The 14952-nt window shown below is 61.5% G+C and carries 17 protein-coding genes, 1 tRNA gene, 1 pseudogene and 1 riboswitch; of the genes and pseudogenes, 9 read left to right on the top strand and 10 right to left on the bottom strand.

The window, feature by feature from the left end:
- Positions 1-361: transposase (locus tag P3T43_RS28235; RefSeq protein ID WP_429284294.1), on the top strand; the 361-nt coding region annotated here is incomplete at its 5' end.
- Here the strand turns inward: P3T43_RS28235 and P3T43_RS28230 are convergent.
- Complete coding sequence (locus tag P3T43_RS28230; RefSeq protein WP_429284293.1) at positions 342-701, bottom strand: hypothetical protein; 360 nt, start codon at positions 699-701, stop codon at positions 342-344. The genes P3T43_RS28235 and P3T43_RS28230 overlap by 20 nt on opposite strands.
- 576 nt (positions 702-1277) lie before the next feature.
- Between P3T43_RS28230 and P3T43_RS28225 the strand changes: the two genes are divergently transcribed.
- Genes P3T43_RS28225 through P3T43_RS28215 form a run of 3 tightly spaced genes read left to right on the top strand, consistent with a single transcriptional unit; the run spans position 1278 to position 3782 of the window.
- A complete protein-coding gene (locus P3T43_RS28225) occupies positions 1278-2687 on the top strand; it encodes a DUF2252 domain-containing protein (RefSeq protein WP_429284292.1) in 1410 nt (469 codons plus the stop codon).
- Between the two features lies 1 nt (position 2688).
- A complete protein-coding gene (locus P3T43_RS28220) occupies positions 2689-3090 on the top strand; it encodes a transporter substrate-binding domain-containing protein (RefSeq protein WP_429284291.1) in 402 nt (133 codons plus the stop codon).
- The gene (locus P3T43_RS28215; protein ID WP_429284290.1) at positions 3087-3782 is read left to right on the top strand and encodes a transporter substrate-binding domain-containing protein; all 696 of its coding nucleotides are present in this window, start codon (positions 3087-3089) and stop codon (positions 3780-3782) included. Before P3T43_RS28220 ends, P3T43_RS28215 begins: the two co-directional genes overlap by 4 nt.
- 226 nt (positions 3783-4008) lie before the next feature.
- On the opposite strand, the gene P3T43_RS28210 is transcribed toward P3T43_RS28215, so the two are convergent.
- The 9 genes from P3T43_RS28210 to ydfG all read right to left on the bottom strand — a co-directional run bounded on the left by P3T43_RS28210 (position 4009) and on the right by ydfG (position 10567).
- Positions 4009-4084: transfer RNA gene (locus P3T43_RS28210), tRNA-Lys, on the bottom strand.
- Between the two features lie 170 nt (positions 4085-4254).
- The gene (ybgF, locus tag P3T43_RS28205; RefSeq protein ID WP_429284289.1) at positions 4255-5004 is read right to left on the bottom strand and encodes a tol-pal system protein YbgF; all 750 of its coding nucleotides are present in this window, start codon (positions 5002-5004) and stop codon (positions 4255-4257) included.
- Positions 5005-5019: 15 nt separating this feature from the next.
- Complete coding sequence (pal, locus tag P3T43_RS28200) at positions 5020-5529, bottom strand: peptidoglycan-associated lipoprotein Pal (RefSeq protein WP_429284288.1); 510 nt, start codon at positions 5527-5529, stop codon at positions 5020-5022.
- Positions 5530-5563: 34 nt separating this feature from the next.
- Complete coding sequence (gene tolB, locus P3T43_RS28195; protein ID WP_429284287.1) at positions 5564-6856, bottom strand: Tol-Pal system beta propeller repeat protein TolB; 1293 nt, start codon at positions 6854-6856, stop codon at positions 5564-5566.
- Positions 6857-6970: 114 nt separating this feature from the next.
- Positions 6971-7987 (bottom strand): cell envelope integrity protein TolA, encoded by a 1017-nt coding sequence (gene tolA, locus P3T43_RS28190; protein ID WP_429284286.1) that lies wholly within the window; start codon positions 7985-7987, stop codon positions 6971-6973.
- On the bottom strand, positions 7984-8436 hold the full coding sequence (gene tolR / locus P3T43_RS28185) for a protein TolR (protein ID WP_429284285.1): 453 nt from the start codon (positions 8434-8436) through the stop codon (positions 7984-7986). Before tolR ends, tolA begins: the two co-directional genes overlap by 4 nt.
- A gap of 11 nt (positions 8437-8447) precedes the next feature.
- Positions 8448-9125, bottom strand: a complete 678-nt coding sequence (tolQ, locus tag P3T43_RS28180; protein ID WP_429284284.1) for a protein TolQ — start codon at positions 9123-9125, stop codon at positions 8448-8450.
- Positions 9126-9279: 154 nt separating this feature from the next.
- Positions 9280-9762 carry a tol-pal system-associated acyl-CoA thioesterase gene (gene ybgC, locus P3T43_RS28175; protein ID WP_429284302.1) on the bottom strand — a complete coding sequence of 161 codons (483 nt, stop codon included), beginning with the start codon at positions 9760-9762 and terminating at the stop codon, positions 9280-9282.
- 58 nt (positions 9763-9820) lie between these two features.
- Complete coding sequence (ydfG, locus tag P3T43_RS28170) at positions 9821-10567, bottom strand: bifunctional NADP-dependent 3-hydroxy acid dehydrogenase/3-hydroxypropionate dehydrogenase YdfG (protein ID WP_429284283.1); 747 nt, start codon at positions 10565-10567, stop codon at positions 9821-9823.
- Between the two features lie 367 nt (positions 10568-10934).
- Positions 10935-11034, top strand: a riboswitch (ZMP/ZTP riboswitch).
- Between the two features lie 175 nt (positions 11035-11209).
- On the opposite strand from ydfG, the gene glyA reads away from it, so the two are divergent.
- The 5 genes and pseudogenes from glyA (at position 11210) to P3T43_RS28145 (ending at position 14896) form a co-directional block, all read left to right on the top strand.
- A complete protein-coding gene (gene glyA, locus P3T43_RS28165; protein ID WP_429284282.1) occupies positions 11210-12457 on the top strand; it encodes a serine hydroxymethyltransferase in 1248 nt (415 codons plus the stop codon).
- 6 nt (positions 12458-12463) lie between these two features.
- Positions 12464-12946: a transcriptional regulator NrdR gene (nrdR, locus tag P3T43_RS28160; protein WP_429284281.1), complete on the top strand. Its 483-nt coding sequence runs from the start codon at positions 12464-12466 to the stop codon at positions 12944-12946.
- A 157-nt stretch (positions 12947-13103) separates the two neighbouring features.
- On the top strand, positions 13104-13667 hold the full coding sequence (locus P3T43_RS28155; RefSeq protein ID WP_429284280.1) for a GspH/FimT family pseudopilin: 564 nt from the start codon (positions 13104-13106) through the stop codon (positions 13665-13667).
- On the top strand, positions 13664-14089 hold the full coding sequence (locus P3T43_RS28150; protein WP_429284279.1) for a type IV pilus modification PilV family protein: 426 nt from the start codon (positions 13664-13666) through the stop codon (positions 14087-14089). The genes P3T43_RS28155 and P3T43_RS28150 overlap by 4 nt, the downstream gene beginning before the upstream one ends.
- Positions 14086-14896 (top strand): annotated as a pseudogene (locus P3T43_RS28145) (PilW family protein). The gene P3T43_RS28150 and the pseudogene P3T43_RS28145 overlap by 4 nt, the downstream one beginning before the upstream one ends.
- Positions 14897-14952 lie beyond the last annotated feature (56 nt).

Genomic DNA, 14952 nt, shown 5'->3' with positions numbered 1-14952 from the left:
GCAGTACGCCACCAAGCGCACCGCCCGCGCATGGCTGTATCGCGAGCAACTGCGCGAGATTCTCGAGCGCAAGCAAATCCATGTCGTCTCCGAGAGGTTGCGGCAGTGGTGCACCAACGTCATGCGCTCGAAAGTCGAGCCAATGAAAGACGTCGCGCGTCTGATTCGCCGGCACTTCGACGGCATCGTTGCCTGGACGCAGACCCGCCAGACCAACGGCTTCATCGAGGCCATCAACGGTTTGTTTCAAGCTGCCAAGCGCAAGGCTCGCGGCTACTCGCGCTTCACTACCATGCGCACCGTGCTCTTTCTCATCGCCGGCAAACTCGATTTCTCCAGCTTCAACCCGCATGCCTCGTGAGCCGCATTACCCACACAATTTTCAAAAGAGCCGCTTTTTTCATGCGGATGCGCAAGCACCACGCACAGTAAAGCGCGAGCGCGCAGGAAAGCGTATAGGCGCAGGCACGTTCGACAAACGCGTTGGGCGTGCCGAATTTTCCATAGCGGCTCGGTGCATCCGCGAAGACGAGAAACGTCAGCGTGGCGTCGAACACGACGGCGGGCGCTGCCAGCAGCAGGTAGGTATAGCCGCCGTTCAACGCGAGATCGGGTCTCGCCAGGTTGCACAGATGACAAGCAATCAGCAGCGCGGCAAGAATCGCGAGGTTCGTGCCCAGGTCGAACAGAAAGTTACTCATGATGTCGGAATGAAAGCGCGGTGTAGTGGGCTCTGCCCGTGAGCGTTTCAGCAGGCTGATGCAACACGTTCTTGGCAAGCCGGGCGCGATCATCAAATGTCTTTTCGTCTCAATAATTGTGAATGTTCGGACTCCGATTGAGTAGGTCGAAAGGGGATGTAGGCATTCGTATTGAGGCATCAGAGTAACCGGATTGAAGGGTTCTCGCGCTCTGTCGGATCTGATGCTGCCAGCTGGTTGGGATCGATTCCAATGCTTCGCCATGTTAAGTACGCGTTGAGACTGGATGGATAACGCGCTTGCGTAGTGGCAAGCGTGGTCGGCGATATCGTCTAATGACTTCCGATGTTGGTCGCGCGTGTCGGGGTCGCTGCTGGCTTACGGCAAAACGAATAACAAGTATTGGTTAACGGGCCGGCCGCCCCTCGGATGATTGTCACGGGGGGGCGCGTGTCTGGCTACACTAAACCACCAGGGGGCGGGCGTATGAGCGTTGCTATCGGCAGACACAATCATAGGCAGCAACGCAATTCACGCACCAATGACGTAACCAGTATTCAATGATCGGGGACGCACATGGCGATACAGACTATCGAGGAGCGGCGGGCGAGGGGGCGGTCGGCCCGCGAACGCGTAAAACGCTCGGAACACCGCGCGCCTGGCAACGTCGAGCGCGATCCGGTGGCACTTCTGCAGGCCAACAGCGCAGGCCGTGTCGACGCGCTCATTCCGCTTCGCTACGGACGGATGTCCGTGTCGCCGTTCACCTTCTATCGGGGAAGCGCAATCCTGCAGGCCCATGATCTGAGCGGTACGCCCAATACGGGTATCGCGTTTCCGATCTGCGGCGATGCGCATCTGCTGAACTTCGGCGGCTTTGCGACGCCGGAACGCCAACTGGTCTTCGATCTGAACGATTTCGACGAGGTGGCGCCGGGCCCTTGGGAATGGGACCTCAAGCGGCTGGTTGCCAGTTTTGCGGTGGCCGGTGGGCACATGCGATCCGGTCGCGGTGCGATTGCCGATTTCGTGATGACCGCTGTCACCGAGTATCGGGACCGCATGAACGAATACGCGCAAGACAGCGCACTCGAACTCTGGTACGAACTGGTGACGCTGGACCGGATGATGGCGTCGGCCGTCACGGCCGAAGGGCGTCAGCTTCTGTTGAAAGCCAAGGAGAAAGCAGCCGGGCGAACCCACGACAGCGTGCTGCGCAAGATGGCCGTCCAGCGTGACGGACGCTGGGTCATGCAGGACGCACCGCCTGCGTTGTTCCACCCCGGCGGGCCCAACTCTTTGCTTGGTGAACACACGAACTGGACCAATACCGAAGCGTGGAACGGTAAGCTGGCCAAATCGTTCGCCGACTATCTCGACACGCTGTCGTCCGAGCGGCGCGAGCTTCTCAGTCAGTTCGAACTTCAGGATGTCGAGTTCAAGGTAGTGGGGGTGGGCAGCGTCGGTACGGCCTGTCTCGTGCTATTGATGATGGACAGTCATGACAAGCCACTTTTCCTGCAAGTGAAAGAGGCCCGCCAGTCGGTGATCGGCCAGTTCTTCGAAGCCGCAACGCACGGGCATCAAGGGCAGCGCGTGGTCAGCGGTCAGCGGCTGCTGCAGGCGGCAAGCGATCCTTTTCTGGGATGGTCGACCGGACCGGGGGGGCGGCACTTCTATTTTCGCCAGTTGCGCGACATGAAAATATCGGCGGACGTGGAGCGGCTCGATAACACGCTGCTCAAGGGCTACGCGCGGGCCTGCGGGTGGGCCTTGGCGCGCGCGCACGCGAAAGCGGGCGGCAAGGCGGTTGAGATTGCGGCGTACATTGGCAGCGGCGATCAGTTTGCCGAGGCGCTCACCCAGTATGCATTTGCTTACGCGCAGCAGAATGAGAGGGACTATGAGATTTTCATGCGCGCATGCCGGTCTGGAAAACTCAAGGCAAGAAGCGATGAGGACATGGCTGCGGATTTCCGCGTTTGATGTGAGATTCCTCATTCGCTGGCTGGTTGTGCGGCTTCTGCTGGCGGTGGCATGCGCGCCGCCGGCCGCATTCGCGCAAGACGCGCAACTAGCCGCTGCCCGCGTGAGCACGTTCGTCCTCGCACCTTTTGTCATGGAGCACAACGGCAAGCTGAGTGGCTTCAGCATCGAACTGTGGAACGAGATTGCCGCGCGACTTCACTTGCAAAGCCAGTTTCAGGTGACGCCGGATGTAAAGACGGTGTTCCAGACACTACGCACGCATGATGCCGATGTTGCGGTGTCGGGGCTGCTTTATAGCGCCGAACGCGACCGCGAGTTCGACTTCTCGTATCCGATCATGGAGGCCGGATTGCGCGTCATGGTGCGCGACACTGGCCAGTCGACGTCGACTAATCCGTGAGCGGTCTGGTCCAGGTGATGGCATCCCGCACGAGTGCAATCTGGCTCGGCGTCGCGCTATTGCTGATTATTGTGGCGGCCCATGTGGTGTGGCTGATCGAGCATATGCAGACCCGCGACGCCGCCGTGCGGGAGCCCTATTTTCCGGGCGTCTTCCGCACCATGTACTGGGCGGCGACCACGCTCCTATCGCAAGGCGATCAGCCGCCGCGTCAATGGATGGCACGCGTTCTAGCGGTGCTGTGGATGTTCATGGGCATCATTTTCATTGCGGCGTACACCGCGCAACTCACGACGACACTAACGGTCCAGAACATCCGCGGCGCGATCAATGGCCCCGGCGATCTGCCGGACAAATCGGTTGCAACGCTCAAGGGCGGATCGGCGATCGCTTTCCTTGAACAGCATGGTGCGATCGTTCGCGAGTACGCGCAGAATCGCGAGGTATTCCAGGCGCTGATGGACGGTGAGGTCGACGCGGTCGTGCAGGGTTCTGCGGGCCTCGACTACTACGCGACGCATGAGGGCAAGGACAAGGTGAAGATGGTCGGTCCGGAGTTCAATCAGAACGACGTGGGCTTCGTCTTCCCGATCAATAGCCCGCTGCGCAAACGGGTGGATGGCGCATTGCTTTCGATGCGCGAAGACGGCACGTATCAGCGGATTTACGACAGGTGGTTCGGGGCGCAGTAACCCGTTACCTCGATGCGAGGTATAGGTTCTGGAGGGAAGGTTTCACACGGCTCCCGCGGCTGACTTCGGAGAGTACGTACGGTGCCAGCCAGAAGTCTGCGTAGCGAAGCGTCTCTTCGCGTAAGCCAAGCCGTTTGACCTGTGACGTCTTGCAGATTTGCGAAGCAGTGCTGTTTTTACGGAGCAAAGAAAAAGGGCTCAGCTTGCGCTGAGCCCTTTAAATCTTTGGTAGGCCGTACGGGATTCGAACCTGTGACCAACGGATTAAAAGTCCGCTGCTCTACCAGCTGAGCTAACGACCCAAAAGAGAAGCGGGATTATAGCGATAACCCGCGAAACTTGTCAACACGTTGGTTGATGCGCCTCAAAGCGAAAAGCCCAGGGCATCGACTGCCTTGGGCTCTCCGGCGAGAGGCGCGTGTGGCGTTTTATCCAGCACTACGACACTACGCGTTTGCTGCAACCTGCAAAACTACTTGATTTGCGACAACTTGCTTTGTGCCGACTGTGCGACGTCCGAGTTGCCGTATTGCGCGACGATCTGCTCGAGGGTCTTTTTGGCCGCAGCCTTCTGACCTTGTTCGAGCTGATTGTTGGCAATCGCAAGCATTGCTTCCGGCGCACGCGGATGCTGCGGGTAATTCTTCACGACGCCTTCCCAGGTAGCCGTCGAACCCTTGTAGTCGCGCAGTGCATACAGCGCGTTGCCGAGCCAGTACTGCGCGGTCGGCTGATAGGGGCTCTGCGGATACTTGGCAATGAAGCTGCGGAACGAGGCCGCCGCATTCTTGAAGTCGCCGTTACGGAACTGTGTTGAGGCCGCATTGAACGCGTCCGTCTCGCCTGGCTGGACCGAGCCTTCTACTCCATCCACCGTCTGCTGCTGCGGCTCGAACTTCTTGAGCCGGGTATCCAGATCGGTGTAGTAGTCCTTCTGCTGCTTCTGCACCGTGGCAAGCTGGTTCGCCATGTCCTCGTTCTGTCCGCGCAGCGTCGCGACCTGCTGGTTGAGCTGGTCGAGGCGGTTGGATTGATCGAGGATGGTCCGCTGTGCGGCCGACAGTTGGCTCGACAGGCTATCGGTCTTGGTACGCAGATCGAGAATCGCCTGACGGGCCTGGTCGTCGTCGAACATGCCGGCGTGAGCCGGCACGGCCATCACGGCCGAGCCCGCTACGCAGGCGGCTGCAGCAAAGCGCAGCCAGGAGAAACGTTGCGTCATACGGCTCATCACCTATTACTGTTGGTAGACGAGGTCGGCGCGGCGGTTTTGTGCCCAGGCCGATTCATCGTGACCGTCAGCTTGCGGCTTTTCTTTGCCGAGGCTCACAGCTTCCATTTGCGAATCCGGCACGCCAAGCAGCGACAGCGCGCGACGCACGGCTTCAGCACGCTTCTGGCCGAGTGCCAGGTTGTACTCGCTCGTGCCGCGCTCGTCGGTGTTACCCTGGATCAGCACGTGACGTTCCGGGTGTGCCTTCAGGTAACGTGCGTGTTGGCCCAGCAGCGACTGATATTCGTCCTTGACCGAGTAGCTGTCGAAGTCGAAGTAGACGCTACGCTTGGCGAGCGGGCTGTTCGGATCGTTCAGCTCGTCGACGTTCACCTGTGCGACTGCATTCGGGTTCGGTTGGGTGGCGACGGCGCCGCCCTTGTTTGCATTTTCGTCGAGCTTGACGCCCGAGTGACATGCAGCGAGTGCACCGACCAGCAATGCGGCAAATACGATACGAAGTTTGGACATCATTGTTACTCTCCTAGAGTGTTATTGCATCAACGTGTTATTGCATAAACGGGCCCCAGGACGGCTCGCGAACGATGCCGCCCTGAACGGACAGGACCTGCCGAGTACGACCATCGGTCGATACTGCGGCCAACACGCCACGGCCGTTCACCTGTGTGGCGTAAAGAATGTACTGACCATTCGCCGCGAAGCTGGGCGATTCGTCATGTGTTGTATCAGTCAAACCGATTGCGGAGCCGGCTTGGAGGTCTTGAATATATAGCTTGAAGGCGCCGCCTACGCGTGAGATGTAGGCCAGTTGCTTGCCGTCCGGGCTCACGCGCGGGCTCGTGTTGTAGCTGCCTGTGAACGTGACGCGCTGAGCCGCGCCCGCGCTTTCGCCCTGTGCCGACATCTTGTAGATCTGCGGTTGGCCGCCGCGGTCGCTGGTGAAGTAGATCCACTGACCGTCGGGCGAGTAGTTGGGTTCGGTGTCGATCGAGGTGCCCTGGGTCAACCGGCGCAAACCGCTGCCGTCGGCGTTGACGGCGAAAATTTGCGTGTTGCCGGTGCGCGAAAGCGCCACTGCCAGCGTGCGTCCATCAGGCGACCAGGCCGGCGCACTGTTGTTGCCCTTCTGGTCCGACACGACGATACGGCGGCCGGTGGGCAGATCGTGGATGTAGACGATCGGCTTCTTCTTTTCGAACGACACATAGGCGACCTTCGTGCCATCAGGCGACCACGCCGGCGAGATGATCGGTTCGGGGCTCGAGAGCGCGATATGCGCGTCCTGGCCGTCCGAATCGGAAATCTGCAACTGGTAGCGGTTACCGGTCTTGATGACATAGGACAGGCGAGTAGCGAACACGCCGCGGTCGCCGAGCAACTTTGCGTAGATGTAGTCCGCCACCTTGTGCGCGCTCATGCGCAGGCCACTTTCGGGGCTAACCAGCACAAGCCCACCGAGGCTTTCACCCTTGACCGTGTCGTACAGCTTGAAGCGCACTTCGAACTGGCCGTTGGGCAGACGGTTCACGCTACCAGACACGAACGCATTGGCGCCTTTGGCCTTCCAGCTGCCAAGGTCGACCGAATCGGTTTCGGCTACGGGCGTGCTGCCAGCGTCGATATTGGTGAATTTGCCGCTACGCTGCAGATCCTGACGCACGATTGTGCTGACCTGCTGTGGAGAGTTCGCTTCATTGGCGAAATTCGCCGTTGCGATGGGGAACTGGGTGGACCCGACGCCCGTGACGAGGACGTTGAGTTGCGCGTGAGCCGCACCGCCGGCCGCAATCAGGCACGACGCCACCAAAGTCCTTAGGCCTAGCTTGGTCATCAAACTCATGCTGTATGGATTCCCAAAAAATCAGATTTCTAACACGGTATGACTGCAGACAGACCCGGGAACGCACAAAACGTTCCCAGGCAGCGCCACCTGAGCGGGGCGCCGAGGTCGTTGTCAACCGGCTGGTCGCAAGGTGATCTTGAAGTTCGACGGCGCTTTTCCATCCACGTCGACAGGCATTGGATCAGACGCCCGAACCGCCCGCTCGGCAGCCGCATCCCATTGGGGATTGCCACTGCTACGGGTGACCGACACACCCAGCAGGGTGCCCGTGGGCGAGCAGCGTACGGCAATTTCCGTTTCCAGACCCTGCGTATCACCCGCCCATACGATGTTGGGTCGAACAGTCCGCCTGACCTTGTCCGCATAGCCCGGCGAGGTGGACGTGCCGCCCGAGCCGCTACCGGTGCCGCTCTTGGCCAAACCCTCGCCCGTGGAACCTTCACCGCCCGCCATGCCCTGCATCTGGGCGAGGCGTGCACGACGCTCCTGGTCGAGCTTTTTCGCTTGCGCTGCGTCGGCTGCCGCCTTGGCAGCCTTCGCCGCCTTCTGCGCATCGGCCTTCTTCTGCTCTTCAGCCTGTGCCTGTTTTTGCTGATCTTCAAGCTGCTGTTGCTTCAACTGATCCTGCTTTTGTTGCTCGGCCAGTTGCTGCTGCTTGAGCTTGTCAGCCTGCTGCTGCTGTTGTTGCTTCAGCCTGGCCGCCGCGGCTTTCTGCGCGGCCAGTTGTGCGGCCTGGTCCGCTGCCAGTTGCTGCTGGCGCTTCGCCTCGGCTTCCTGCTGGGCTTGCAACTGTTGCTGGCGCTGTTGCTCGGCGAGCTGCGCCTGGCGTGCAGCTTCCTGCTGCTGACGTTTCTTTTCCTGCAGCGCAATATCCGCCTGCTCATCAGGCAGCGGCGGAGCCGGCGCCACCGGTACTGGGGGAGGCGGCGGCGGCCGCGGGGTTGTGACGTCGGGCACCTCGGTCCACAGTTCGGCTTCGGCGCCTGCCGGCGTGCTGTTTTGCCAGTGAATGCCGTGGTACAGGAAGAACCCGAGCAGCGCGTGCATCACCAGTGCGAGCGCGAAGGCTCGCCAGGTGCCGCGTTCACGCGGTGGCTGGAGCGGGCGGGCGGAATGCTTGCGGATCATTGCGATTTGACGAGCAGGCCAACGCGCTTGACGCCCCGCGCCTTCAGGTCGGACATCACATTCATGACGGCTTCGTACTTCACCGTCTTGTCAGCGGCGATCACGACCGGTTGATCCGGATGTGACTGCTCGCGGTCGGTGACGAAGCTGTCCAGATCCTGCCGGGTCATGCTTTCCTGCTGCATGGCGCCATTGTCGTCTTTGTATTTGACGTTCATGTTGCCATCTGCACGGATATTCACGACCACCGGCGGTGTTTGCTGCTGCGGCGCGGCTCCACCCACGGTAGGCAGATTGACGATCGACGGTGCGACGAGCGGTGCCGTCACCATGAAGATCACGAGCAGCACGAGCATCACGTCGATATACGGCACGACGTTGATGTCGGCCATCGCGCGGCGCGAACGGCCGCCGCGCATACTTGAAGAGCGACTTGAGGAACCAGCCATCGTGGACTCCTTTAGTGCGCCTGACGCTGCAGAATGTTCGAGAATTCTTCGATGAAGGTCTCGAAGCGGATCGCCAGACGGTCGATGTCGTGTGCGTAGCGGTTGTAGGCAACCACCGCCGGAATGGCGGCGAACAGGCCGATTGCCGTGGCAGTCAGCGCTTCGGCAATGCCGGGGGCGACGTTGGCGAGCGTGGCTTGCTGGACATTGGCGAGGCCACGGAACGCGTTCATGATCCCCCACACGGTGCCGAACAGACCGATGTACGGGCTGACCGAACCCACCGAGGCGAGGAACGCCAGGTTGGCCTCGAGCACGTCCATTTCACGCTGAAACGCTGCGCGCATGGCGCGCCGTGCGCCGTCGAGGATCAGGCCCGGGTCGTTGAGACGTTTTTCCTTGCCCTTCAGGAATTCGCGCATGCCGGATTCGAAAATCCGCTCGAGTGCGCCGATCGTGTGGCGATTGTTCGCTGCGCTTTGATAAAGCGCCTGCAGGTCGCCGCCGGACCAGAAATCGCGTTCGAAGCGTTCAGTTTGCGCGCGCGCACGGCGGATCGCAAACCACTTGCGGAAGATAAAAGTCCACGAGAGCAACGACAGCAGCAGCAAGAGTGCCATCACTGCCTGCGCCAGCAGGCTCGCATTGAGTACGAGAGAAACGATCGATAGATCTTGTGTAGTGTTCATAGAGGTTCGCTGTAACGTCCCGGATGGGGGCGTCCGGCTGCAAGGTGAGTCGAAGCTTGCCGTGGGGAAACCGGAAGCATCGGCAAACCGCTGGCCGAACCATGCTTTGTGTTGCTTGATCGATACGAGTTCACTGGCCCCGTAACAACGATGTTCAGGCGTTGTCCGTTGACACACGAGGCGCAGTAACTTCCAGCCCGCGCCGCAATGCGGCAAGGACCGATGCCGGAATGGCGGCAGGACGCAGCGCTACCCGGTCGACACAGCCGACCCGAATGGTCCCGGTAGCAAGCAGCGTGCCGTCACGCCAGGCCTCCTGCGAGAAATCGACCGACGCGCGGCCAATTCGTTCAGGGCGGCTGATAATTTTGATGAGATCGTCAAGCCGGGCGGGCGCGCGATAGTCCACTGAACTGCTGCGCACGATGAACAGCGCACCCGTTTCCTGCGCGAGGCGATCCTGTTCGAGACCGCATGCGCGCAGCCATTCGGTGCGTGCCCGTTCGAAAAACTTCAGGTAGTTCGCGTAGAACACGATGCCGCCGGCATCGGTATCTTCGTAGTACACGCGAATTGGCCAGGTGAAGCCGACGATTTCGGCGCTGGACTCGCTGGGAAACATATTCATGCCGCGCATTTTACCGGATCGCACACCCCGACGTTTTTTTCGGGGCAGCGCGCCGGCCCAAAGATGTTCAACCGCGATGTACCGACAGTCCCGCGAACGACTGCGCAACCGGCATCAACTCGATGGTGTTGACGTTGACATGCGCGGGGCGCGTTGCCGTCCAGTAGATCGCATCGGCGATGTCCTCGGCTGTCAGCGGCTGCACGTTCTGGTAGACGTTCGCAGCCTTTGCGTCGTCGCCGCGAAAGCGCACGTTCGAAAACTCCGTGCCGCCACACAAGCCAGGCTCGACGTCGGTCACGCGTAGCGGGGTGCCGGCCAGATCGGCGCGCAGGTTCAGACTGAACTGGCGCACGAACGCCTTGGTGGCACCGTACACGTTGCCGCCCGCGTACGGCCAGTTGGCGGCCGACGAGCTGAGATTGAACACGTGACCGCGCTGGCGCTCGACCATGCCCGGCAGCAGCGCATGGGTGACCTGCACGAGGCCGGTGCAGTTGGTATCGATCATGGTTTGCCAGTCATCGAGGTTCGCCCGCTGCGCCGGCTCGAGACCGAGCGCGAGGCCGGCGTTGTTGACCAGTACGTCGATAGCGGCGAAAGCTTCCGGCAGCGCGGCGGGCACAGCCGCGACGGCGGCACGGTCACGCACGTCGAGTTCAAAGGGCAGCACAGCGTCGCCCAGTTCGTCGGCAAGCGCCTGCAGGCGATCCTTACGGCGTGCGGTGGCGACGACGCGATGGCCGCCCTTGACGAAAGCACGCGCGATGGCGGCGCCGAATCCGGCGGACGCTCCGGTGACGAAGACGATCATTGCGGTTTCCTGTTGCGGAGAGGGGAAAGGTGCCAAGCCTACTTCCAATGCGGGGTTGCGGCAAGAATGACCTTGATCCCAGCGGACGACCTTCAGATGTGCGGGGCTTGCGGAAACGGCAGGCCCGCAGATCGTGGCCTTGCGGGGCGCGCAGAAGCGGGCGTCCGGCGCTTCGACGGCGTCCGTTAGCAATCGCATTTCATCAGACGTTTGCGTGTACGTGCAGCTTATGGCGGCATCTGTCGCACCATTGGCGGCCGTTGCATGGCGAGCGCGACTGACGTCCGTCGCTGCCGCGCTCTCCGCGCCGGCAGGCGCCGCGGAGACTCGGTTGCCTATTTGGGACGCTTCCAATACACTAATGCGCTCACCCCTGCGTGACTGGCGATAGAACCAAACAGGTTCAAGGTGGAGCGACCCACCGTGAAGCGCAGGGTGCCGTTTTGCCGTTCGCCTGGGCAGCCGTGATCCGCGCGCATTTATCTGCGCCGCCGGTGGCTGTCCTGCCTCGCGTGTGCGGCGTATCTCCATCCGCCACGCCAGGGCTGGCCCAGCCGCCAGCAGCGCCGCGTACCCACTACGCTTTCTGCATGAAATTCGGCGCACGATCCGGTCAACCTGAATACACTCAACGGAACCCGTATGTTTGACAGAGCCCAAAGCACCATCGCCAACGTCGACCCTGAACTCTGGAAGGCGATCGAGCAGGAAAACCGCCGTCAGGAAGACCACATCGAACTGATCGCATCGGAAAACTACACGAGCCCGGCCGTCATGGCTGCTCAAGGTTCGCAACTCACCAACAAGTACGCCGAAGGTTATCCGGGCAAGCGGTACTACGGCGGTTGCGAATACGTGGACATCGTCGAGCAGCTCGCGATCGACCGCGTGAAGGAAATTTTTGGCGCTGAAGCCGCCAACGTGCAGCCGAACTCGGGTTCGCAGGCCAACCAGGGCGTCTTTTTCGCCATGCTCAAGCCGGGCGACACCATCATGGGCATGAGCCTCGCCCACGGCGGCCACCTGACGCACGGCTCGCCCGTGAACATGTCGGGCAAGTGGTTCAACGTCGTCAGCTATGGCCTGAACGAAGCGGAAGACATCGACTACGACGCTGCAGAGAAGCTCGCACAGGAACACAAGCCGAAGCTGATCGTTGCGGGTGCATCCGCTTTCTCGCTGCGCATCGACTTCGAACGTCTGTCGAAGATTGCGAAGTCGGTCGGCGCTTACTTCATGGTCGACATGGCGCATTACGCAGGCCTCGTTGCTGCCGGCGTCTATCCGAACCCGGTGCCGCATTCCGACTTCGTCACGACGACGACGCACAAGAGCCTGCGCGGTCCGCGCGGTGGCGTGATCCTGATGAAGGCCGAGTTCGAGAAGCAGATCAACTCGGCGATCTTCCCGGGCATCCAGGGTGGTCCGTTGATGCACGTGATCGCCGGTAAGGCCGTTGCGTTCAAGGAAGCGCTGTCGCCGGAATTCAAGGAATACCAGCAAAAGGTCGCGGACAACGCGCGCGTGCTGGCCGAAACGCTGGTCAAACGCGGTCTGCGCATCGTCTCGGGCCGTACCGAGAGCCACGTGATGCTGGTCGACCTGCGTGCCAAGCACATCACCGGCAAGGCAGCAGAAGCGGCGCTCGGCGCAGCGCACATCACGGTCAACAAGAACGCGATTCCGAACGATCCGGAAAAGCCGTTTGTCACGAGCGGCGTGCGGCTGGGTTCGCCGGCCATGACCACGCGCGGTTTCGGTGAGAAGGAAGCCGAGCAGGTCGGCCATCTGATCGCCGACGTGCTGGACAACCCGGAAGATGCTGCGACGATCGAACGCGTTCGCGCGCAGGTCAGTGAGCTGACCAAGCGCTTCCCGGTCTACAATTAAGCGACGATGCGCTGCCCCTTCTGCCGGCACGACGATACGCAGGTCGTGGACTCCCGCGTATCCGAGGACGGCGCCGCGATTCGCCGGCGCCGCCGCTGCCCGGCTTGCGACAAACGTTTCACGACGTATGAGCGAGTCGAGCTGGCGTTGCCGTCGGTCGTCAAGAAGGATGGCAGCCGCACCGAATTCGATCGCCGCAAGATCGTTGCAAGCATGCAACTGGCGCTGCGCAAGCGTCCGGTTGCTGCGGATGCGATCGACGCGGCTGTCGCCCGCATCGAATATCAATTGCTGGGCAGTGGTGAGCGCGAAGTGCGCAGCGAGCGCCTCGGCGAACTCGTCATGAACGAGTTGCGCGCGCTCGACACGATTGCCTACGTCCGCTTTGCTTCTGTGTACCGCCGTTTCGAAGACGTGTCTGAGTTCGAAGACGTCATCGAGGAATTTCGCCGCGCGGCCACCCCTCCCAAGCCGCCGCGCAAGCGCTGACTGTTCTCGCAAGAGCATCGGTATCCCCTTTCCGTAGTGGTTCCACCGGCATTGTCGCGGGTGAACTCGCACGCTCGCTACCTGGCCATTCGGCCGATTGTGGATTCGGTATTGCCTGGATAAATTGTTTGCGTTCTTTCGAAGTTAAGGAATGCAGATGAAACAGCATGCCGATTTTTCGCACGTGCATCACCGCGGCTTTACGTTGATCGAAACGCTGGTCGTGGTTGCCATTTTGGCGGTTGTCGCGGTAACGGCGACGCCATCGCTGGTTGCCTGGCATGAGCGCGACCAGGTCGACGCGCGAGCTCGGGAGCTGCTTTCGACGCTCTCTTATGCGCGCAGCGAGGCGGTCAGGCGAGGTGTGCGCGTGACGGTGTGCCGCGTCGACGCAGCGCGTCACTGTCTTGCCTCGGGGCAGGCTTGCCGCGTTGGCTTAGCGGACTGGTCGTGCGGGTGGGCGGTGATGGTCGAACGTAGCGGAACGCCGACGGTGTTGCGCGCGCAGGCCGAACTTGCGGCAGTGAGTATTGCGGGGACACAGACCAACCTGACCTTCACGCCCCCGGCGGGGCAGTTGATTGGCAGCTTTCGCAGCTTCGACATTGCGCCGCAGTTCCCTTCACGGGCCACACAAGGCCAGTCCTGGCGGCGTTGTATTCGCATCGCTGCGGGCGGCCGGCCGCGTATCGCAGATGGCGCTTGTGGAGCGACATCATGAGTAAGTTACGAGCTGGACACACAGGTGGTGCATCGCTGATCGAAGTCATGCTCGCGGTCGCTCTAACCGCAGTGACTGCCCTGGGCTTGCTCCCATCGCAATTGTGGATCGCGCGAGAGGCTCGCTCCGCGGCGCTGCGCGAACACGCCGTATTCGTGGCCGATGCTGTCGCCGAAGCCGCGCGTGCTCCAGGCGGCGGCGACAGCGCCTTGCGCCAATGGGCCACCCGCGCGACGAACCTGCTACCCGAAGGCGAAGCGTCGACCAGCGAGATTGGCGGTGGGGTATCGTTCGCGCGCGTGACATGGGCCGCCGCAGCCACGCTACAAACCCCCGGCGAGGTCATCGACAAACCCGAATCGTGCGGCGACGTGGCAGTTGCGGCTGGCCGCGTTTGCGTTGCTCTGGCGTTCGTAAAATGAAGCAGCGAAAGTTTTTTCTATGCGGGCATACGCTCGTCGAACTGATCATTGCGCTTGCGCTGGGCATTGTCGTCACTGCTGGCGCGGTGTCGCTGTACCGCTCGCAACGCGCGGCGTTCGGCCGTGCCCGGCGACGCGATCCAGATGCGCAAAGCCGGCCTGACGGCGCTCACTCTGATCGGCCAGCAAGTCCAGATGACTGGCTTCGTACCGGCCGACCTGCCTCAGCCGCAACGAAAGCCCACTCTGTTCGGATGCTCGGCTGCACGGCCCACCGGTGCCGACGACAACTTCGTCTGTGAAACGCTGACAAGCCGTTCGGATGGGATCACAATTCGCTATGTCGGCGACAACGTGTCTACGTGGCCGTCATCCACGGGAGAGTCGACGGATTGTCTGGGACAGACAGTGAGCGCTGGGAATACAAGCTTCGGCGCTGGACGCGTGTTGATCGTCAATCGCTTTTACGCGAAGCCCAGCACGTCGACTGGCGAATCGGAGTTGTACTGCGACGGTAATGGACGATCCGGTTCTGCGCAGCCGCTGGTGGAGGGTATCGAACGGGTGCGGGTCAAGTACTGGTTAGCCGGCGCGCAAATGGGGCTCGATGCATCGGCGCTCACCCCGGGGCAATGGGCCGATGTCGTCGCCGTGGACCTGTGCGTGCTGGTGCGCGGCGCGCCCCAAGGGCGGCGCTCGCGCTATGTCGACTGCGACGGCGCGAATCTCACAGGTACGGACCTACGCGCGCGGCAGGCATTCTGGCGGCGCGTGGCAATCCGCAACAACGAGGGGCGCGCGTTATGAAGACCGCACGGCGCGCCCGTGGCGCTGCCTTACCTATCGTTCTATTGATATCGTCG

The sequence above is a fragment of the Paraburkholderia sp. GAS41 genome, from assembly GCF_050436545.1.
Taxonomy (GTDB): Bacteria; Pseudomonadota; Gammaproteobacteria; order Burkholderiales; family Burkholderiaceae; genus Paraburkholderia.
The sequence above is the reverse complement of the archived record's forward strand: the minus strand, read 5'-3'. Positions and strand labels throughout refer to the sequence as shown.